The sequence below is a fragment of the Streptomyces sp. NPDC045955 genome (genome assembly GCF_056430805.1).
Genome location: NZ_JBWKKY010000032.1, coordinates 54,407 through 72,490, shown reverse-complemented (window position 1 = coordinate 72,490; position 18,084 = coordinate 54,407). Strand labels below are relative to the sequence as shown.

Here is an 18,084-nt window from a genome sequence, read left to right as displayed (position 1 = left end):
ACCGGGCACGACACGCGGAGAGTTCATCCGCCCTCATATCCACAGGGAAGCACCAGACCACCAACCCGACAAGACACCTAACAAAGCACTACTAGGGCAGCGTCGGCTGGATGCGCCGCAGGAACGTCGCGTTGTCCGGGGTCTCGCGCATGCGTTCCAGGAGGGTCTCCAGGGCGCCCTGCCCGTCCCGGTTCTGCAGCACGCGGCGCAGTCCGTGTACGGCCGCCAACTCGGCCGGGGGCAGCAGGAGTTCCTCGCGCCGGGTGCCGGAGGCAATGATGTCGACGGCCGGGAACACGCGACGGGACGCCGGCTCGCGGCTCAGGCGGAGTTCCATGTTGCCCGTGCTCTTCAGCTCCTCGAAGTAGAAGTCGTCGGCCCGGGAACCCGTCTCCACCAGCGCCGTCGCGAGGACCGTGAGGGAACCGCCCTCCTCGGCCGACCGGGCGGCGCCGAAGAACCGCTTGGGGCCGGTCAGCGCTGACGCGTCGACGCCCCCGGTGAGGACGCGGCCTCCGGAGGCGGCCGCGTTGTTGTGCGCCCGGCACAGCCGGGTGAGGGAGTCGAGGAGGATCACGACGTCCTCACCGGCCTCCACGAGCCGCTTGGCCCGCTCGATCACGAGCTCGGCGAGCGCGATGTGCTGCCTGGCGCTCCGGTCGAAGGTCGAGGCGTACACCTCGCCCCGCACGCTGCGCCGCATGTCGGTGACCTCCTCGGGCCGCTCGTCGAGCAGCAGCATCATCAGCCGGCACTCGGGATGGTTGCCGGTGACGGCGGCCGCGAGCTGCTGCAGGATGACGGTCTTGCCGGTCTTGGGCGGCGCCACGAGAAGCCCGCGCTGGCCCTTGCCGACCGGTGCGAGCAGGTCGACGACCCGGCCGGCCATGCCGGCGGCCGGGTGCTCGAGACGCAGGCGCTCGTGCGGATGCAGGGGCGTCAGGTCCCGGAAGTGCCGGCGGCCGCGCAGTTCCGCGGGCGTACGGCCGTCGGCCCGTGCGACGTCGGTGAGGGCGAGCCGGTCGCCCAGGGTGCCCTCGACGAGGTCGCCCTTGCGCAGGCCGTGGCGGCGGATCAGGGCGGGGGAGACGGCGGGATCGGTGGGCGCGGGCAGGTAGTTCCCGCCGCGCAGATGCCCCTTCCCGCTCGCGTCGATGTCGAGGACGCCGAGGGCGGTCCGGGGCTCGGACCGCCGCTGAGCGGGAGGCGTGTCGAGTGTGGTGGTCATGGTGAGGTGTCCTTTCACGGACGGCAGGCATGGGACATGCGAAGGGAAGGGAGAGAGCCGCGAACGGAGGGCCTGAGGCACGCTCCGGCGGCGGGAGAACAGCACCTCGGGTACGACAGAGTCGCCGAGATGCCGGAAATGATGGAGAGGAGAGGAAGAACCGCACCGGCGCCCACATAGACAGGGGCGTGCACGAGTGCTGTCTGCAGGCTACCACCCGACGGAGTGCCGGGGGAGGGGGATATGCGTCAGCGGGTGGCCAGCAGTCCGTACAGGAGGGGGATCCGCGGCTCGGGCAGCCGCCACCAGCCGGACTCCGTACGGGCCATCCGCGGCCAGCGTGGCCAGGGCAGTTCGTCGCTTTCCCGCAGCCGCCGGACGGCCAGTCCCGCTTCCGTCAACGCGTTGACGACCTCGCCCATTCCGTGCATCCACTCGTAACTGTCCGTGGCGCCCTCGACGGCCGGGCCGTCCGTGTACGTGTGGGTCGCGTCCCGGTGCACGGGACCGCCGCCGCCCAGGTAGTCGTGGCGCAGGAGCAGCTCGGGGCCCTCGCCCGGAGCGGGTTTCGGGCCGAGCGAGTTGAGCAGGGGGTGGAACTCGACCACGTACAACCGGCCGCCCGGACGCAGGAGCCGGCCGGCGACCTGCGCCCACCGGTCCAGGTCCGGCAGGTAGCACAGGGCGCCCTTGCCGGTGTAGACGACGTCGAACCGCCGCCCGTCCAGGGCCTCGTCGGCGTCATACACGTTCGCCCGGACGTACGTCACGTCCGCGCCGGCCTTCGCGGCGATGCCGGTCGCCGCCGCCACGGACGCCTCGGAGAAGTCGAGGCCGACGGCCCTGGCGCCGCGCCGTGCGAAGGCGATCGTCTCCGTGCCGAGGTGACACTGCAGGTGCAGCACGTCACGGCCGGCCAGCTCGCCGAGGTCCTCCCACTCCCAGGGCGCGAACCAGCGCTCGGGGTCGGGCTCCTGGTCGAGACCGTAGAACCGGCTGGCGAGATGGACGGGCGTGCGGGCGTCCCAGTTCGCCTGGTTGGCCCGCATCAGCCGGTCGTGATCGACGGACGTCATGGGGACATCCAACCGCCGGCGAGCCGCGAGCGGCGGCAGAACACGGGAAACGGGCCCCCGACGTGTCGCTCGCATGTCACTCACCTGGAGCGCGCCTGTGCCTCCTCGGCGATCCGCTCGAACTGTGCGCCCATGGCCGCCGCCAGCGCCTGTGCCGCCGACAACGGGCGGACCATCACCGTCAGTTCGTCGATGAGCCCGTTGTCGTCGACGTGGATGAAGTCGCAGCCGCCGAGCTCCCGGTCGCCCACGCGGGCGGTGAAGACCAGGGCGTGGTCACGGCCGTTCACGTCGTTGATCTCGCGCACATAGCGGAAGTCCTCGAAGACACCGGAGACGGCGCGCAGGATCGCCGCCGTGATCGGCTTGCCGGTGTACGGCTTGAACACGACCGGGCTGGTGAAGACGACGTCCGGCGCCAGCAGCGCCTCGGCGGCGTCGAGGTCGAGTGCCTCGACCGCCTCACGGAATGCACGCATCGAACCCGCCTTAGTCAATTAATTGAGTAGGTGCGGAGTAGATTAATCAACCGTTGATACGGTGTCCATATGTCTCTCAAGTACGCCGTGCTGGCCGCTCTCCTGGAGGGCGAGGCCTCGGGCTACGAGCTGTCCAAGGTGTTCGACGTGTCGCTCGCGAACTTCTGGGCCGCGACCCCGCAGCAGCTCTACCGGGAGCTGGAGCGGCTCGCGCAGGACGGACTGATCGAGGCCAGGGTCGTCCGCCAGGAACGGCGGCCCGACAAGCGGATGTTCACGCTCACCGAGACGGGCCGCCGGGATCTGCGCGCCTTCGCCGTCACACCGCCCCGCCGGCCGACCGCCATCCGCGACGAACTCCTCATCAAGATCCAGGCCATGGACGGCGTGGACCCCGAGGCCACCCGCGCGCTGGTCGAGGAGCGCGAGGCCTGGTCGCGCGGCAAGCTCGCCCGCTACGAGCGCGTCCGCGAACGCCTCCTGGCCGGCCGCGGCGAGGAGGAGTACCTGCGGGAGGCCGACCGCATCGGCCCGTATCTCACGCTGATGGGCGGCATCGCCTACGAGGAGGAGAACCTCCGCTGGTGCGCACGCGTCCTCAGGATCCTCAAGCAGCGAGCTCCCGTGGGCCGAGCCGATTAGTCTGAGCCGATGTTCAGCCCCGAAGGCCCCAGTCTGCGCGAACTCGCCGTTCAGGCGCTGTCGTCCGTCGAACGCGGCTATGACCTCCTGGCGCCGAAGTTCGACCACACCCCCTTCCGGACGCCCGACGCGGTCCTCGGCGCGGTCGAGTCGGCCTTGCGGCGGACGGGTCCCTTCGACACCGGGCTCGACCTGTGCTGCGGCACCGGCGCGGGCGTCGGCGTGCTGGCGGGGGTGTGCCGGGAGCGGGTCGTCGGGGTCGACTTCAGTGCGGGCATGCTCGACGTGGCCCGGGAGCGGGTCCGGCGGACCGGGCCGCCGGTCTCCTTCGTCCGTGCTGACGCCCGTGCCCTGCCCTTCGGGCCCGCCTTCGACCTGGTGGTGAGCTTCGGGGCCTTCGGGCACTTCCTGCCCCGCGAGCTGCCCGGACTGTTCGCGCAGGTCCGCTCCGTCCTGCGGCCGGGCGGCCGCTTCGCGTTTCCGCTGGTCGCCCCGCCCCGCCCGGGCTCGCTCGGCTACTGGATGCTGCTCGGCTTCGACACGGTGATGCGGGTGCGCAACGCGCTGTGGCGGCCGCCGTTCGTCATGTACTACCGGGCGTTCCGCTTCGGGGACGTACGGCGTGAACTCACCCGGGCCGGCTTCCGGGTGGACCTCCACGCGCTGCCGGAGTTCGGGCGGCGACGGGACGGCAGCCCGCGCGTGCGGCTCGTCGTCGCCCGGACCCCGGACTAGTGCCGCAACAGGCAACGTTCGCCCCGTCGCGACGCCCGGCACGCTCCCCCACTGCCTCAAGGGCGTGGGAGGTGCCCCCACTCGCCGCACCGCCCGAAAGCCCGAGTACGTCCAGTACGAGGGCTTCCGGCCGGCACTCCCCCAGCCTTCGGCCGTGGCCCCCAGAGCACGCCCCGGACGCCGCTCCTTGACGGGCGAACGTTGCCTGTCGCGGCACTGGTCAGCCGCGCAGGAAGTTCAGCAGGTCGTCGTTGAACGCCTGCTCGAAGTCACCCACCAGACCGTGCGGGGCGCCCGGGTACACCTTCAGGGTCGCGTCCTTGACGAGCTGGGCGGTCCGCTGGGCCGAGGCGCCGATCGGCACGATCTGGTCGTCGTCGCCGTGCGCCACGAGCGTCGGCACGTCGATCCGCCGCAGGTCCTCGGTGAAGTCGGTCTCCGAGAACTGCGCGACGCAGTCGTAGGCGCCCTTCAGCCCGGCCTGCATGCTCCACATCCAGAACGCCCGCCGTGCGCCCTCCGACACGGCGGCCCCGGGCCGGTTGAAGCCGTAGAAGCTCTCGCTCAGGTCCCAGTAGAACTGCGAGCGGTCGGCCGCCACGGCCGCGCGGATCCCGTCGAAGGCGTCCTTGGGGGTGCCCTCCGGATTGGCCTCCGTCCGCAGCATCAGCGGCGGAACCGCGCCCAGCAGCACGGCCTTGGCGACCCGCGCGGTCCCGTGCCGCCCGATGTAGCGTGCCACCTCGCCGCCGCCGGTCGAATGGCCCACCAGGACCGCGTCGGTGAGGTTCAGCGCCTCGATCAGCTCGGCCAGGTCGTCGGCGTACCGGTCCATGTGGTTGCCCTGCCACGGCTGACCCGAGCGGCCGTGCCCGCGGCGGTCGTGCGCGATCGCCCGGAACCCGTGCTCGGCCACCAGCCGCGCCTGTCCGTCCCAGGCGTCCGCGTTGAGGGGCCAGCCGTGGCTGAACACCACGGGCTGCCCCTCTCCCCAGTCCTTGTAGTAGATCTCTGTTCCGTCGGACGTGGTGAACGTGCTCATGAAGCATCCTCTCGGTGGGCCTCGGGTGTGATCCTGAGCTTTCTCTCGATGATCTCCGTGATCCCGGGTCCGCGCCACGACAATGCCGGCCGTCGGGCCGGGGCGTTCCCGGCCCCGGGGCTGAGCGACGCCTGCCGCCTCATGCGCCGCTCGGCGTCGGCGTCCGGCCCGGAAGCGTGAACTCGTAGACCAGTGCGTCCCGTTGGGCGTCCACCACGAGGTCGGTGATCTCCAGCGGGCGCGCGTACTGGTCGTGAACGCGCCGGGTGACCCGTACCGACGGCGTGCTCGCGAGGGGGGTGATGGCGTCGCGGTGGTGCAGGGTCAGGCCGGCCCGGCGCATCCAGTCGTAGGCCCGCCGCAGATGGGCGGTGGCGGTGCCGTCGGCGCGGTCGCGGTAGCGGGCCAGCTCCTCCACCTCCGCCAGGGCCACGGCGGAGAAGGACGTCACGGCGGTACGCAGCCCGCGTCCGTCGGCCGTCGCGTACCGGTAGCGGTGGATCAGGGTCGGCCGGCCCGGAGCCAGCCCGAGGGCCTCCGCGTGGTCCGGCGGGGGCGGTTCCCAAGCCACGGTGGCGCGGGCGACCGTGCCCGGGGTCGCGGCCCGGGCACCGACCGGGAAGGTGAGCGAGGCCGGGGTCTCGACCGGCAGGCCGGACAGCGTGGCGTGGCTGCCGCGCCGGTCGGTGGCGACGAGGCCGTCGCGGCGCAGCAGCTCCAGGGCCTGCCGTACGGTCTCCCGGCTGACCCCGAAGTGCCCGGCCAGCCGCCGCTCGCCCGGCAGTCGTTCGCCGGGTGGCACGGTGCCGTCACGCAGTTCGCCGAGCAGCTCCGTGGCGATCCGCCGGTACAGGGGCTCTCCCTCGGTCGGTGGGTGGGCGTGCGGGGTGGTGCGGGCCATGCCGCGCCTCCTGTTGGTGACGTTCGGTAGCCGTGCGGGCTCGGTGCGCCACCAGGTCTAGCATTGGTCTAAACCAGCCGGGAAGAGCGGCCGGGCGGTTCGGCCGAAACCGCCCGCCCGCACCGGCCCTCACAGAGCGCTGTACAGGGCGTCGACCAGCGCCATCTTGCGCGGGTCGTTCGCGATATGAGGCCCCATGCGGTTCATCACGTACCCCATCGACACATGCGCCTCCGGGTCGGCGAGCCCGCAGGAGCCGCCGAAGCCGTCATGACCGAAAGCGCGCGGGTTGGGCCCGTAGGAGCCGTTGGATCCGCTGAGCCACAGGCCGAGTCCCGCCTCGGTCTCGCCCTCGAACCCGGCGCCGAGCACCAGATCCCGGCAGCTGCCCTGGCCCTCCCGCACCCGCTCGGCGGCCTCGGGGGACAGGACGCGCTTGCCCCCGTACGAGCCGCGCCCCGCGAAGACGCCGTAGAGCCCGGCGACCGCACGCGCGGTGCCGTGCCCGTTCGCCGCGGGAATCTCGGCGGCCCGCCACCCGGGCGTGAGGGCCACGGGGGCGGACACCGCGGGGTTGGTCAGCGCGGCGATCGCCGCGGGCGCCAACTGGGCGAAGACGGCGGCCTGTTCACTGTTCGCGGCGACCGGAGGCTGGACCAGCTCGGCCACCCGCCCGGAGTCCTGCTCCGGCAGGCCGATGCGGAAGTCGATGCCGAGCGGCCCGGTCACCTCCTGCTCCAGGAAGGCTCCAGGCAGCAGCCCCGACACCCGCCGGACGACCTCGCCGACCAGATGGCCGTAGGTCAGCGCGTGATAACCGGACGTGGTCCCCGGCTCCCACCAGGGCTGCGTCGCCGCGAGCCGCTGGGTGGTCAGCTCCCAGTCGCAGAGCTGCTCCAGCGAGTGCGGTTCACGCAGCCCGGCCAGGCCGGCGCGGTGGGACAGCAGGTGCCGGACGAGGACCTTCTCCTTGCCCGCGGCGGCGAACTCCGGCCAGTACGCGGCCACCGGCGCGTCGAGATCCAGCAGCCCCCGGTCGGCCAGGATGTGCGCGCACAGCGCCACCGGGCCCTTGGTCGTCGACCACACGTTGACCAGCGTGTCCCCGTCCCACGGCCGGGTGCGTGCTGCGTCGGCCCAGCCGCCCCACAGGTCCACCACGATCCTGCCGCCGACGGTGACGGCCACCGCGGCACCCAGCTCGCCCCGCTCCCGGAAGTTCTCCTCGAACGCTCTGCGCACCGCCGTGAAACGCGCGTCGCAGTGACCGCGCACCTGTGCCTCGTCCTCTGGCATGAGCCCCTCCACCCCTCGCCGGGCCGGGCCGCAAGAGGTGCGGCCCGGGCGCGAAGAACGTACCGACTGGTCGGACTTGGTGGAAGACCGCCGCCGCCGAAACGGCCGGGATCAGTCGCCGGCCGACGGCGGGATCAGACGTAGGAGCGCATCCAGCGCAGCTTGGCCTCCTGCTGGAAGGGGCCGCCGCCCTCGTGGTCGTTGAAGTCGTACACCTCGATCGTCTTGTCCTCGTGGCTCCAGGCGTTGAAGGCGGCGAAGACGGTCGAGGGCGGGCAGGTCTGGTCTTCCAGGGCGGCCGAGAAGAGCGCGGGAGCCCGGCCGCGGGCGGCGAAGTGGACGCCGTCGAAGTAGGAGAGCGTGCGCAGCGCCTGCTCGGTACGGCCGCGGTGCGTCTTGAGGTACAGGCCGATCTCCCGGTACGGGTGGCGGTCCGTGAGGGTCGCCGCGCGCGGGTAGTCGCACAGGAACGGCACGTCCGGCGCTATGCCCGCCAGGTCCGGGACCAGGCCGCCCACCGCGATCGTGATGCCGCCGCCCTGGCTGCCGCCGACGGCGACCGTGCGCGTCGGGTCGGCGAGCGGGTGCGAGCGGGCCGCCTCCACGGCACGCACGGCGTCCGTGAACACCCGGCGGTAGTAGTAGTTCTCCGGCGCGTCGATACCGCGCGTCATGAAACCGGGGTAGGCGGGCGCGCCGCCCACCGGGTCCGCCGTGCCCCCGCCCCCTCCCCAGGCGCTTCCCTGTCCGCGGGTGTCCATCACGAAGTGCGCCCGGCCCGTGGACGCCCACAGCAGATGCTCGTGCGGCAGCCCGCGTCCTCCGCCGTACCCGATGAACTCCACGACCAGCGGCAGCGGGCCGTCCGCCCCCGCCGGCGCGATCAGCCAGCCCTTGACCGGATGGCCGCCGAACCCGGCGAACGTCACGTCGAACACCTGCACAGTGGTCAGCCCTGTGTCGACCGGCTCGAAGCGGGCGTCCAGATCGTGCTCGCGCGCCTCCTGGAGCGTCTTGGACCAGAACGCGTCGAAGTCCTCGGGTTCGGTGGACGCGCTGCGGTACTCGCGGAGTTCGTCGAGAGGAAGGTCGAACAGGGCCATGTAGGACCGCCTTGGGTGAGGAACGGCTGCGACGACAGTACGGATGATCACACTACGTGTGGGGTCGCAGGACTCGCCAGGTCGTGTGCCGCGGCCCGTTCACCTGCCGTGCGCCGGCCGCCTCACGCGCCGCGATGCGTCCAATCCGGCTCCGTACGGGCCCACTCCCGCTCCCACTCGGCCAGCCGGCGGCGCAGCGAGACCCGGCGTACGACGGAGTGGCCGAGGAGCACCACGAGCACCACACCGCCCGTGGCGCACGTGCCCATGGTGAGGGTGTGCTGCCAGACCGCCGTGCCGTCCACCGGCGGGGCCACACTCCGCCCCCGGGAGTCGAACCACACGTCCACGGCCTCACCCGGCCGGGTGCCCCCGGGGACCCGTGCCGTCGCGGTGCGCGCGCCCTCGCCCGGCTCGGTCCAGCGCACGGTGGCCCGGTACGCGTGCCGCCCGTCGGCCTGCACCGACGGCACCGAGTCGCCCTTCCTTCCGACGACCTCGGCACGGACGCGGTGCCGCTCGGCCCGCTGCTCCGCCGAGAGCGACCGCGCCTCGCCATGGGCCCACCAGGCGGCGGCCGCCCCCGCCAGAGGCGCGCCCACCAGGATCAGGACCGCCACCACCAGCATCGTCCACGCCTCGACGACATCCGACCGGCGCCGCAGCGGACTGCGCCGCCAACGCCAGCCGCGCACCCGGGTTCGCATGTCGACCTCCTCGCCGTCACCGCGGCCGGAGGACCGGACCGGCCGTGCGGTGGCGGCGCCGCCGCTCCCTCCACGTCACGTCACGCGTGCGAGTGTCCACACGGGGCAGGTACCCCCTCCGACGCACATCGATCGCCCGGCACGGCCCGGGTCGCCGTGTGCCGGAGCCCTTCGGCCGGAGTGCCCGGGGCCGCCGCGGTGAAACACCGGGGCGGGTCCTTGTGGCGCGCCGCACGCCACCCTGGGCAACCGCCGGGGGAGGGGCCGCTGACACCACGGGGGATGTGCCGCCGTGCAGGTCAGCCGAACCGCTCGATCCGGATGCGGTCCACCGGCTGACCCGCCGTCACGAGCAGCCGGGAGGCGTGCTCGGCGAAGGAGTTGGAGCCGCACACATAGGCCTCCCACCCACCGGAGGGCTGCTCGGCCAGGAGCGGCGCCACATGTGCGGCCGCCATACGTCCCACCGCCACACCCTCGGGCGCGCTCCGGGTGAACACGGGCGTCGTCTCGGGTCCGAACTCCCGGGCGTAGACGAGCTCCTCGGGGCTGCGCGCGGACACCACCAGGCGCAGCGGCACGGTCAGGTTCCGCGCCCGGTGGTGCCGGACCATCGACATCAGCGGTACGACGCCGGAGCCGGCGCCGATCAGCAGCGCGGGCCGGTCGCCCGGCCAGGCGAAGAACCCGCTGACCGGGCCGCGCACCTCGACCTGGTCGCCCGGCCGGGCGACGGTGTGGAACCAGCCCGAGACCTCGCCGCCCTCGACGTGATCCAGGGTCAGCTCGACGTGCCCGGAGTCGTCCGGCGCGGACGCGATCGAGTAGTGGCGCTGGGCCGCATAGCCGTCCTCGGCGGTCAGCCGCACCATCAGATGCTGGCCGGGCAGGTGCCCCGGCCAGCCGGGCACGGCGAACCGGAAGGTGGCGGCACGCGCGGTCTCGCGTCGGATCTCGGTGAGCGTCGCGGTCTGCCACACGGAGGCGGCCTGCTCGCTCACCGCGATGCGCCCGGGCACGGCGAACCGCGTGGGAGGCACGAACGTCTCAGTCACCGGAGTACCTCTGCTCCTCCCAGGGGTTGCCCCGCTCGTGATAGCCGTTCCGCTCCCAGAAGCCGGGCTCGTCGTGGTCGAGGACCCGCAGGCCGGCTATCCACTTGGCGCTCTTCCAGAAGTACAGGTGCGGCACCAGCAGCCGCGCCGGGCCGCCGTGCTCCGGGGCGAGCGGCCGGCCGTCGTACTCCCACACGATCCAGGCGCGTCCGCCGGTCAGGTCGGCGAGCGGGAGGTTCGTGGTGTAGCCGGTGTGCGCGTAGGCGACGGCATGGGTCGCCGACCCATGGGGCCGCACCACATCGAAGAACGCGTCCAGGGACACCCCCGCGAACCGCACCCCGAACTTCGACCAGCTCGTCACACAGTGGATGGCGCCCTCGTACGCCGACGGCGGCAGCCGGTGCGCCTCCTCCAAGTCCCAGGTGCGGGGCTCGTCGACCAGACCGTCGATACGGAACGTCCAGTCGGCGGGTGCGAGGTCGGGAGTGACCTCGGCGGACAGGACGGGCCAGTCGTCGCCCGCGTCGTACTGGCCGGGCGGCAGACCGGGGTCGTCCACGCGTGGGCGCCCGGTGAAGCCTCGGGTGATGTGCATGCGGTGTGCCTCCGGGCCGGCCCGACGGTGCCCCGCCGGGCCGGCGTACTCAGTGATTGCGTATTCAACCGTACGTGCGCTGTGAGCCTATGACCGGGCGCTGTGCTTCTCGTCGGGCCGGCCACGACCAGGGCCCGCGTTGTAGCGCTCGAGGTAGTCGGCGAATCGCGCCAGGTCCTCGGCCGGCCAGTCCGCCAGCCGCTCCCGGAACACCGCCCGGCGGCTCTCGGTGACCCGGGCCAGGATGCGCCGGCCGGCCTCCGTCAGATGCAGCAGCAGGACACGCTGGTCCTGCGCGTCGGGGCGGCGTTCGATCAGACCGGCGTGTTCCAGCGCGGCCACCTGGCGGCTGACCGTGGACTTGTCCAGGGCGTAGTGGGCGGCCAGGTCCGTGGCCCGGCACCCGCCGCTCTCCTCCAGGTGACCGAGCAGCGTGTACGACACCAGCGACAGCTCCGGATGCATCCGCCCCGCCGCGGCACGGGCACGGCGCGCGAAGACCGTCATCTCCCGCTGGATCGTCTCCACGGCGTCGGCAGGCTTCATCGGCCCTCCCTCACCACGTCGTCCTCCGGCATTCATCGTTGCATAGCCCAACCACCCGTCGGTGGGGCGGCCGGCCAGGTGCCGTACCGGTCGGCCGGGCCGTCGGGTAGTGTTGCCGTCCGGCTGTGGACGGACCCCGGCCGACGGAAACCGAGGAGGTGAGACCCATTACCGCTGTGTCAGCCCGGGTGCTCTCTCCTCGATGTCGCGCGGATCGCCGGCCGTAGGCGACCGCAGGAGCGCCCTTCGCATCCCGAAAGGCTCCTGGCTTCCATGCCCTCCGTGTCTCCCGTTCCGCCGTCCTCCCGTGACTCCGTCGTCCTCGCCCTGCGCGCCGCGGGCTGCGTCTTCGCCGAGGACGAGGCCGAGTTGATCCTCACCGCCGCCCGCACCCCGGCCGAAGCAGCCGCCATGGTCGAACGCCGCGTCGCCGGCCTGCCCCTCGAACTCGTCGTCGGCTGGGCCGAGTTCCGGGGCCTGCGCATCACCGTCGACCCGGGTGTCTTCGTGCCGCGCCGCCGCACCGAGTTCCTGGTCGAGCAGGCCCTGGCCCGGGCGCCCGGCGCCGGCGTCGTCGTGGACCTGTGCTGCGGCTCGGGCGCCGTCGGCGCGGCACTGGCCGCCGGACTCGGCCGCGTCGAACTGCACGCCGCCGACATCGACCCGGCCGCCGTGGCCTGCGCCCGCGGCAACGTCGCCGCCGCCGGCGGTCACGTCCACCAAGGTGACCTGTTCGAGGCGCTGCCCGGCGGCCTGCGGGGCCGCGTCGGCATCCTCGCGGCCAACGTGCCGTACGTACCGAGCGACGAGATCGGGCTGCTGCCGCCGGAGGCCCGCGCCCACGAGCCGCTGGTCGCCCTCGACGGCGGCGCGGACGGCCTCGACGTCCTGCGCCGGGTCGCGGCCGGGGCGCCCCGCTGGCTCGCCCCCGGCGGCTGCGTCCTGGTGGAGACGAGCCGCGACCAGGCACCGGACGCCCTCGACGCCTTCGAACGCAACGGCCTCACGGCACACCTGGCCGTCTCCGAGGAGCTGTACGCCCATGTGGTGATCGGCGTCGCACCCTGACGGCCCGAGCGCGGCCGTTCGCCGGCGGCGGCCCCTCAGTCCGGTGCCGTCGCCCGCGCGATGAGCAGCGCCACGTCGTCGAAGTTGTCCGGCTCGTGCAGGGTGCGCAGCAGCAGGTCGCAGACCTCCTCCAGCGGGCGGTCGGGCCCGTCGAGCAGGGACAGCAGCGTGTCGAGACGGTCGTCGAGGGAGTCGCGCCGGGTCTCGACGAGGCCGTCGGTGTAGAACACCAGCCGGTCGCCCGGCTCGAGGCCGACCGTCGTCGTGGCGAAGGCGACACCGCCGACCCCGAGCGGCACCCCGGTCGGCAGGTCGAGCAGTTCGGGAGGCCGGCCGACCCGCAGGCGCACCGGCGGCAGATGCCCGGCGTTGGCGATCCGGCACTGTCGCAGATGCGGGTCGTGGACGGCGTAGACGCAGGTGGCGATGGCCTGTTCCAGCCCTGCGGTGATCTTGTCGAGGTGTTCCAGGAGCCGGGCCGGATCGAGGTCGAGGGAGGCCAGCGTGTTGGTCGCCGTACGCAGCCGCCCCATGGCCGCCGCCGCGGGGATGCCACTGCCCATCACATCGCCCACGACGAGCGCGGTCTTGCCGCCCTCCAGGCCGATCACGTCGAACCAGTCGCCGCCCACCTCGCTCGTGGCCCCGGCCGGCTGGTAGCGCGAGGCGACCTCCAGCCCGCCCGTCACGGTCGGATGGCTGGGCAGCAGACTGCGCTGGAGGGTGAGCGCGGTGTCGCGGGCGCTCTGGTACCAGCGGGCGTTGTCGATCTGCACCGCGGCCCGCGCCGCCAACTCGCGGGCCAGCAGCAGGTCGTCCTCGGTGAACGGCAGTGGATTGCGGGTGCGCTTGAGGTCCAGGGCGCCCAGCACCTCGCCGCGCGCGATCAGCGGCACCGCCAGATACGAGTGCACCCCGGCCCGGCCCAGCAGAGCGGCCGCTTCCGGGGACCGGGCGATGCGCGGCAGGTCCTCGTCCTCGACCTCCGCGAGCATCACCGGGCTGGCCGTGCGCACGCACCGGGTGATGAGCCGGTCGGGCGCGTACCGGGCCACCTGCCCGGGCGGGTCGGCCGCCTCCAGCGCCTCGGCGGAGTCGTAGCCCTGGACCGCCAGCGCGCGGATCACGGCCGCCTCGGCCGGGCCGAGGCTGGTCCGCCGGCCCTGCACCACCGCGTCCAGCAGGTCGACGGCCGCGATGTCGGCGAGTTCCGGCACGGCCACGTCGGCGAGCTCGCGGGCCGTGCGGTCCAGGTCCAGCGTGGTGCCGATGCGGCCGGAGGCGTCGGCGATCACGGCCAGGCGGCGCCGCGCGGCCTCGGCCTCGATGCCCGCGCGATACTGCTCGGTGACGTCCACGACCGAGAGGGCCACGCCCAGCACGGTCCCGAAGGCGTTCTCCAGCCGGTACAGGGAGACCGACCAGGCGTGGTCCTGGTCGGGGTCGGCCGGGGTGCGGCCGATCGTGGACTGGTCGACGACCGGCTCCCCCGTGTCGAGCACCCGGCGCGCCGCGGCCTCCAGGGCGTCGACGTCCATCCGCGGCACCACCTCGCGGACCGTCCGGCCCAGGTGCTCCTCGGCCGGCACGCCGTTGAGCTCCTCCAGCGCCGGGTTGACCGAGACGTACCGCAGGTCGGTGTCCAGCACGGCCAGCCCGATCGGGGACTGGGCGATCATCCGCGTCGACAGCGCCACCTCGCGCTCCAGCCGGTGCACGGTCGACCGGTCGGCGCACAGACCGAGCGCGTAGACGTCCCCCTGGTCGTCCAGCAGCCGCATGTTGCGGAACTCCACGAGCCGCGTCGTGCCGTCCTTGCGGCGGACGGGGAAGGCCCCGGCCCAGCTCTGCCCGGTGCCCATGACGTCCGCGAACAGCTTGACCACGAGATCGAGGTGCTGCTCGTGGACCATGATCCGGGCGGCGTACTCCCCGAGCGCCTCCCGCGCCTCGTACCCGAACAGCTCTTCGGCCTGGGGGCTCCACAGCACGATGCGGCCCTCGGCGTCCAGGACCACCGAGGCCACGCGCAGGACGTCGAGCAGCCCGCTCGGCCGCACCGGCGCGCGCGGCGGCTCGTCGCCCTCGGCCAGGGGAGACCCGGCTGCACTCATCCCACGCCCCGCCTTCGCCGATCTCGCGGCACGCCGTCACGGTGCCGCCACCCCATGTTCTACCGCTGTTCTACCGCGCGGAGCCGTCGATCCGCTTGCGTCACCTTCCACCATCTCCCAACACGGAGCCACCCGCTCCGTAAACCCGTCCTCACGGCAGGGCGCCGCCGGTAGTGCTCGGCAGAAGGTGGTGCTTTGCTGGGGTAGGGGCGGATACGCCACGAGAGGAGCGATCACGATGGACGAGGAGCGACCGCACCCCCACTCCGTCTCGGTGGAGATCAGCGGGTGCAGCAAGCAGGACGCCCGGATCGTGTTCGACACGCTGTGTTCCTGCTTCGAGTCCGACCGGTGCGCCGACGACGTACCCGAGGAACTGCACGCGACCCGCCCGACCGTGTGGCTCGGCACGTTCGACGTCGCCGACACGCACGAGGGGGCGCGACCGGCCCGGCTGTCGTCCTCCGTCGACGCCGACCTGCACGGCGGCTACTGGGCGATCGAGCAGTTCCGCATGAGGCTGGACTCGCTGTTCGACGTGCGGGACCTCAGCACGGTCTCCGGCGACCAGGAGACGGAACTGCACGTGCGCCTCGAAAGCCGGTGACCGCCGCTGCCCCTCGACCTTCCTGGTCATCGGCCCACTGTGCCCTCCATCACCTTGTGCAACTAGTTGCATAAACCGTGCGCGGTCCTCTACAACTACAGGCACGACACCGCGCACGGAGGGCCCGATGAGCCGTTACCCGCACCTGCTGACCCCCCTCGACCTGGGCTTCACAACCCTGCCCAACCGGGTCCTCATGGGCTCCATGCACGTAGGTCTGGAGGAGGCCGAGGGCGGTTTCGCCCGCATGGCCGCCTTCTACGCCGCCCGCGCGCGCGGCGGAGTGGGCCTGATCGTCACCGGCGGCATCGCACCCAACGACGAGGGACGCCCCTACGAGGGCGGCGCGAAGCTCACCACCGAGGCGGAGGCCGAGCAGCACCGGGTCATCACCCACGCCGTGCACCGCGAGGGCGGACGGATCGCGATGCAGATCCTGCACTTCGGCCGGTACGCCTACCACAAGGACCTCGTTGCGCCCAGCCCGCTCCAGGCGCCGATCAGCCCCTTCCCGCCGCGCGAGCTCACCGACGCCGACATCGAGCGGACGATCGACGACTACGCACGCGCCGCCCGCCTCGCCCGGCAGGCCGGCTACGACGGGGTCGAGATCATGGGCTCCGAGGGCTACCTCATCAACGAGTTCATCGCGCGGCAGACCAACGAGCGCACCGACCGCTGGGGCGGCTCGTACGAGAACCGCATGCGCTTCCCCCTGGAGATCGTGCGCCGGGTGCGCGAGGCGGTCGGCGAGGACTTCATCGTCGTCTACCGGCTGTCCATGCTCGACCTCGTCCCGGGCGGCTCCACGCTCGAGGAGGTCATCACCCTCGCCAAGGCCGTCGAGGCCGCCGGGGCGACGATCATCAACACCGGCATCGGCTGGCACGAGGCCCGCATCCCCACCATCGCGACCTCCGTGCCGCGCGGCGCCTACACCTGGGTGACCAAGCGGCTCATGGGCGAGGTGTCCGTCCCGCTCGTCACCACCAACCGCATCAACACCCCCGAACTCGCCGAGGAGTTGCTTGCCGAGGGCGTCGCCGACATGGTGTCGATGGCCCGCCCGATGCTCGCCGACCCCGACTTCGTCATCAAGGCCGCCGCCGGCCGGCCCGACGCGATCAACACCTGCATCGGCTGCAACCAGGCCTGCCTCGACCACACCTTCAGCGGCCTCATCACCTCCTGCCTGGTCAATCCGCGCGCCTGCCACGAGACCGAGCTCGTGCTCTCCCCGACCCGGCTGCGCAAGCGCGTCGCGGTCGTCGGCGCCGGGCCGGCCGGCCTGGCCTGCGCGGTCTCCGCCGCCGAACGCGGGCACGAGGTGACGCTGTTCGACGCGGCGGGCGAGATCGGCGGCCAGCTCAACGTCGCCCGCAAGGTCCCCGGCAAGCAGGAGTTCGACGAGACGCTCCGCTACTTCCGCACCCAGCTCGACTGGCACGGCGTCGACATACGGCTGAACACCCCCGTCACGGCCGGCGACCTCGACGACTTCGACGAGGTCGTCGTCGCCACCGGCGTCACCCCGCGCACCCCCGACATCCCCGGCGTCGACCACCCGAGCGTGCTCGGCTACCTCGACGTCCTGCGCGACGGCGCCCCCGTCGGCGACCGGGTCGCGATCCTCGGCGCGGGCGGCATCGGCTTCGACGTCGCCGAGTACCTCACGGACAGCGGCGACAAGGCGCACGAGAACCCGCAGACGTACTTCCGCCAGTGGGGCGTCGACCTGGACTACCGCGCCCCCGGCGGCCTCGCCGCGCCGGAGCGGCCCGCCCCGCCGCGCACTGTCCACCTGCTCCAGCGCAAGACCTCCAAGGTCGGCGCCGGCCTCGGCAAGACCACCGGCTGGATCCACCGCACCGAACTCAAGCACCGCGGCGTCACCATGGTCCCGGGCGTGAGCTACGACCGGATCGACGACGCCGGACTGCACCTCACGATCGACGGTGCGAGCACCGTGCTGGAGGTCGACACGATCGTGCTGTGCACCGGCCAGGAGCCGCGCCGCGGCCTGTACGAGGAACTGATCGCGGCGGGGCGCAGTGCCCACCTCATCGGCGGCGCCGACGTGGCCGCGGAACTGGACGCCAAGCGCGCCATCAAGCAGGGCACCGAGCTGGCGGCCGCCCTGTAGTGCCGAGGGGCGTCCCTAGGATGAGGCCATGTCACTCCCGCACGCGATCCTCACCGCCCTGCTCGAGAAGCCGTCGTCCGGGCTGGAGCTGACCCGCCGGTTCGACCGGTCGATCGGGTACTTCTGGTCCGCGACGCACCAGCAGATCTATCGCGAGCTGGGAAAGCTGGAGGCCGACGGCCTGATCCGGGCCCTGCCCGCCGAGCAGCCCACGCGCGGGCAGAAGAAGAGCTACGAGGTCCTGCCGGCGGGCCGCGCCGAACTGGCCCGCTGGACGGCCGCCTCCCAGGACCCCAAGCCGCACCGCGACGCGCTGCTGCTGAGGCTGAGGGCGGCGGCCGTGGTCGGCACCGCGGGCCTGGAGGCCGATCTGCGGCGCCACCTGGAGCTGCACGAGCGGCAGCTGGCGGAATACCAGGAGATCGAGGAGCGCGACTTCCCGCCCGGCCGGGACGGCACCGAGGACCGGCTGCGGCATCTGGTGCTCCAGGCCGGCATCGACCTGGAGACGTTCTGGACGCAATGGCTCAGGCGCGCCCTGGCGGACTTCGCCGAACTCCCGGATGACGAGCCGGCCCACCCGGCCTGACCGGTATGAGGCGGCTGGCCGCCCGGCCTGACTGGTATGTGACGGCGGTCCGCCTGGCCTGACCGGTATGTGACGGCGGTCCGCCTGGCCTGACCGGTATGTGACGGCGGTCCGCCTGGCCTGACTGGTATGTGACGGCGGTCCGCCTGGCCTGA

The 18,084-nt window shown here is 72.7% G+C and carries 18 protein-coding genes; 6 read left to right on the top strand and 12 right to left on the bottom strand.

Annotated features, from left to right (window positions below):
- Nucleotides 1-91 precede the first annotated feature (91 nt).
- The 3 genes from rho to AC07F0_RS37820 all read right to left on the bottom strand — a co-directional run bounded on the left by rho (nucleotide 92) and on the right by AC07F0_RS37820 (nucleotide 2,783).
- Nucleotides 92-1,228 (bottom strand): transcription termination factor Rho, encoded by a 1,137-nt coding sequence (rho, locus tag AC07F0_RS37830; RefSeq protein ID WP_478984669.1) that lies wholly within the window; start codon nucleotides 1,226-1,228, stop codon nucleotides 92-94.
- 248 nt (nucleotides 1,229-1,476) lie between these two features.
- Nucleotides 1,477-2,304, bottom strand: a complete 828-nt coding sequence (locus AC07F0_RS37825) for a class I SAM-dependent methyltransferase (protein WP_478984668.1) — start codon at nucleotides 2,302-2,304, stop codon at nucleotides 1,477-1,479.
- 80 nt (nucleotides 2,305-2,384) lie between these two features.
- Complete coding sequence (locus AC07F0_RS37820; protein WP_478984666.1) at nucleotides 2,385-2,783, bottom strand: nuclear transport factor 2 family protein; 399 nt, start codon at nucleotides 2,781-2,783, stop codon at nucleotides 2,385-2,387.
- 69 nt (nucleotides 2,784-2,852) lie between these two features.
- Between AC07F0_RS37820 and AC07F0_RS37815 the strand changes: the two genes are divergently transcribed.
- Complete coding sequence (locus tag AC07F0_RS37815) at nucleotides 2,853-3,425, top strand: PadR family transcriptional regulator (RefSeq protein WP_478984665.1); 573 nt, start codon at nucleotides 2,853-2,855, stop codon at nucleotides 3,423-3,425.
- Between the two features lie 9 nt (nucleotides 3,426-3,434).
- Nucleotides 3,435-4,160 carry a class I SAM-dependent methyltransferase gene (locus AC07F0_RS37810; RefSeq protein ID WP_478984663.1) on the top strand — a complete coding sequence of 242 codons (726 nt, stop codon included), beginning with the start codon at nucleotides 3,435-3,437 and terminating at the stop codon, nucleotides 4,158-4,160.
- A gap of 220 nt (nucleotides 4,161-4,380) precedes the next feature.
- On the opposite strand, the gene AC07F0_RS37805 is transcribed toward AC07F0_RS37810, so the two are convergent.
- From AC07F0_RS37805 to AC07F0_RS37770, 8 genes are all read right to left on the bottom strand, one after another.
- Entirely contained in the window at nucleotides 4,381-5,202 is an 822-nt protein-coding gene (locus AC07F0_RS37805; RefSeq protein ID WP_478984661.1) for an alpha/beta fold hydrolase, read from the bottom strand.
- 139 nt (nucleotides 5,203-5,341) lie between these two features.
- Nucleotides 5,342-6,103 carry a GntR family transcriptional regulator gene (locus AC07F0_RS37800; protein WP_478984660.1) on the bottom strand — a complete coding sequence of 254 codons (762 nt, stop codon included), beginning with the start codon at nucleotides 6,101-6,103 and terminating at the stop codon, nucleotides 5,342-5,344.
- 129 nt (nucleotides 6,104-6,232) lie between these two features.
- Nucleotides 6,233-7,399, bottom strand: a complete 1,167-nt coding sequence (locus AC07F0_RS37795; protein ID WP_478984658.1) for a serine hydrolase domain-containing protein — start codon at nucleotides 7,397-7,399, stop codon at nucleotides 6,233-6,235.
- Between the two features lie 134 nt (nucleotides 7,400-7,533).
- Nucleotides 7,534-8,502, bottom strand: coding sequence for an acetylxylan esterase (locus tag AC07F0_RS37790; RefSeq protein ID WP_478984656.1), 969 nt, complete (start codon nucleotides 8,500-8,502; stop codon nucleotides 7,534-7,536).
- 122 nt (nucleotides 8,503-8,624) lie between these two features.
- Nucleotides 8,625-9,209, bottom strand: a complete 585-nt coding sequence (locus tag AC07F0_RS37785; protein WP_478984654.1) for an Rv1733c family protein — start codon at nucleotides 9,207-9,209, stop codon at nucleotides 8,625-8,627.
- A 299-nt stretch (nucleotides 9,210-9,508) separates the two neighbouring features.
- Nucleotides 9,509-10,264 (bottom strand): ferredoxin reductase, encoded by a 756-nt coding sequence (locus tag AC07F0_RS37780; protein WP_478984652.1) that lies wholly within the window; start codon nucleotides 10,262-10,264, stop codon nucleotides 9,509-9,511.
- Nucleotides 10,257-10,862 carry a sulfite oxidase-like oxidoreductase gene (locus AC07F0_RS37775; protein WP_478984651.1) on the bottom strand — a complete coding sequence of 202 codons (606 nt, stop codon included), beginning with the start codon at nucleotides 10,860-10,862 and terminating at the stop codon, nucleotides 10,257-10,259. Before AC07F0_RS37775 ends, AC07F0_RS37780 begins: the two co-directional genes overlap by 8 nt.
- An 87-nt stretch (nucleotides 10,863-10,949) precedes the next feature.
- Nucleotides 10,950-11,408 carry a MarR family winged helix-turn-helix transcriptional regulator gene (locus AC07F0_RS37770; protein WP_478984649.1) on the bottom strand — a complete coding sequence of 153 codons (459 nt, stop codon included), beginning with the start codon at nucleotides 11,406-11,408 and terminating at the stop codon, nucleotides 10,950-10,952.
- Nucleotides 11,409-11,681: 273 nt separating this feature from the next.
- On the opposite strand from AC07F0_RS37770, the gene AC07F0_RS37765 reads away from it, so the two are divergent.
- Nucleotides 11,682-12,476 carry a putative protein N(5)-glutamine methyltransferase gene (locus AC07F0_RS37765; RefSeq protein ID WP_478984647.1) on the top strand — a complete coding sequence of 265 codons (795 nt, stop codon included), beginning with the start codon at nucleotides 11,682-11,684 and terminating at the stop codon, nucleotides 12,474-12,476.
- A gap of 35 nt (nucleotides 12,477-12,511) precedes the next feature.
- Here the strand turns inward: AC07F0_RS37765 and AC07F0_RS37760 are convergent, their stop codons facing one another.
- Nucleotides 12,512-14,590, bottom strand: a complete 2,079-nt coding sequence (locus tag AC07F0_RS37760) for a SpoIIE family protein phosphatase (RefSeq protein WP_478984645.1) — start codon at nucleotides 14,588-14,590, stop codon at nucleotides 12,512-12,514.
- Nucleotides 14,591-14,828: 238 nt separating this feature from the next.
- On the opposite strand from AC07F0_RS37760, the gene AC07F0_RS37755 reads away from it, so the two are divergent.
- The 3 genes from AC07F0_RS37755 to AC07F0_RS37745 all read left to right on the top strand — a co-directional run bounded on the left by AC07F0_RS37755 (nucleotide 14,829) and on the right by AC07F0_RS37745 (nucleotide 17,929).
- Nucleotides 14,829-15,197 (top strand): hypothetical protein, encoded by a 369-nt coding sequence (locus tag AC07F0_RS37755; RefSeq protein ID WP_478984644.1) that lies wholly within the window; start codon nucleotides 14,829-14,831, stop codon nucleotides 15,195-15,197.
- A gap of 127 nt (nucleotides 15,198-15,324) precedes the next feature.
- Complete coding sequence (locus tag AC07F0_RS37750; protein WP_478984642.1) at nucleotides 15,325-17,340, top strand: oxidoreductase; 2,016 nt, start codon at nucleotides 15,325-15,327, stop codon at nucleotides 17,338-17,340.
- A gap of 28 nt (nucleotides 17,341-17,368) precedes the next feature.
- Nucleotides 17,369-17,929 carry a PadR family transcriptional regulator gene (locus tag AC07F0_RS37745; protein WP_478984641.1) on the top strand — a complete coding sequence of 187 codons (561 nt, stop codon included), beginning with the start codon at nucleotides 17,369-17,371 and terminating at the stop codon, nucleotides 17,927-17,929.
- Nucleotides 17,930-18,084 lie beyond the last annotated feature (155 nt).

Coding starts and splice junctions, on each gene's coding strand:
- AC07F0_RS37745 (WP_478984641.1), top strand. CDS start 17,369: ATGTCACTCCCGCACGCGATCCTCACCGCCCTGCTCGAGAAGCCGTCG.
- rho (WP_478984669.1), bottom strand. CDS start 1,228: ATGACCACCACACTCGACACGCCTCCCGCTCAGCGGCGGTCCGAGCCC.
- AC07F0_RS37810 (WP_478984663.1), top strand. CDS start 3,435: ATGTTCAGCCCCGAAGGCCCCAGTCTGCGCGAACTCGCCGTTCAGGCG.
- AC07F0_RS37775 (WP_478984651.1), bottom strand. CDS start 10,862: ATGCACATCACCCGAGGCTTCACCGGGCGCCCACGCGTGGACGACCCC.
- AC07F0_RS37760 (WP_478984645.1), bottom strand. CDS start 14,590: ATGAGTGCAGCCGGGTCTCCCCTGGCCGAGGGCGACGAGCCGCCGCGC.
- AC07F0_RS37815 (WP_478984665.1), top strand. CDS start 2,853: ATGTCTCTCAAGTACGCCGTGCTGGCCGCTCTCCTGGAGGGCGAGGCC.
- AC07F0_RS37795 (WP_478984658.1), bottom strand. CDS start 7,399: ATGCCAGAGGACGAGGCACAGGTGCGCGGTCACTGCGACGCGCGTTTC.
- AC07F0_RS37805 (WP_478984661.1), bottom strand. CDS start 5,202: ATGAGCACGTTCACCACGTCCGACGGAACAGAGATCTACTACAAGGAC.
- AC07F0_RS37825 (WP_478984668.1), bottom strand. CDS start 2,304: ATGACGTCCGTCGATCACGACCGGCTGATGCGGGCCAACCAGGCGAAC.
- AC07F0_RS37770 (WP_478984649.1), bottom strand. CDS start 11,408: ATGAAGCCTGCCGACGCCGTGGAGACGATCCAGCGGGAGATGACGGTC.
- AC07F0_RS37785 (WP_478984654.1), bottom strand. CDS start 9,209: ATGCGAACCCGGGTGCGCGGCTGGCGTTGGCGGCGCAGTCCGCTGCGG.
- AC07F0_RS37750 (WP_478984642.1), top strand. CDS start 15,325: ATGAGCCGTTACCCGCACCTGCTGACCCCCCTCGACCTGGGCTTCACA.
- AC07F0_RS37800 (WP_478984660.1), bottom strand. CDS start 6,103: ATGGCCCGCACCACCCCGCACGCCCACCCACCGACCGAGGGAGAGCCC.
- AC07F0_RS37820 (WP_478984666.1), bottom strand. CDS start 2,783: ATGCGTGCATTCCGTGAGGCGGTCGAGGCACTCGACCTCGACGCCGCC.
- AC07F0_RS37790 (WP_478984656.1), bottom strand. CDS start 8,502: ATGGCCCTGTTCGACCTTCCTCTCGACGAACTCCGCGAGTACCGCAGC.
- AC07F0_RS37765 (WP_478984647.1), top strand. CDS start 11,682: ATGCCCTCCGTGTCTCCCGTTCCGCCGTCCTCCCGTGACTCCGTCGTC.
- AC07F0_RS37755 (WP_478984644.1), top strand. CDS start 14,829: ATGGACGAGGAGCGACCGCACCCCCACTCCGTCTCGGTGGAGATCAGC.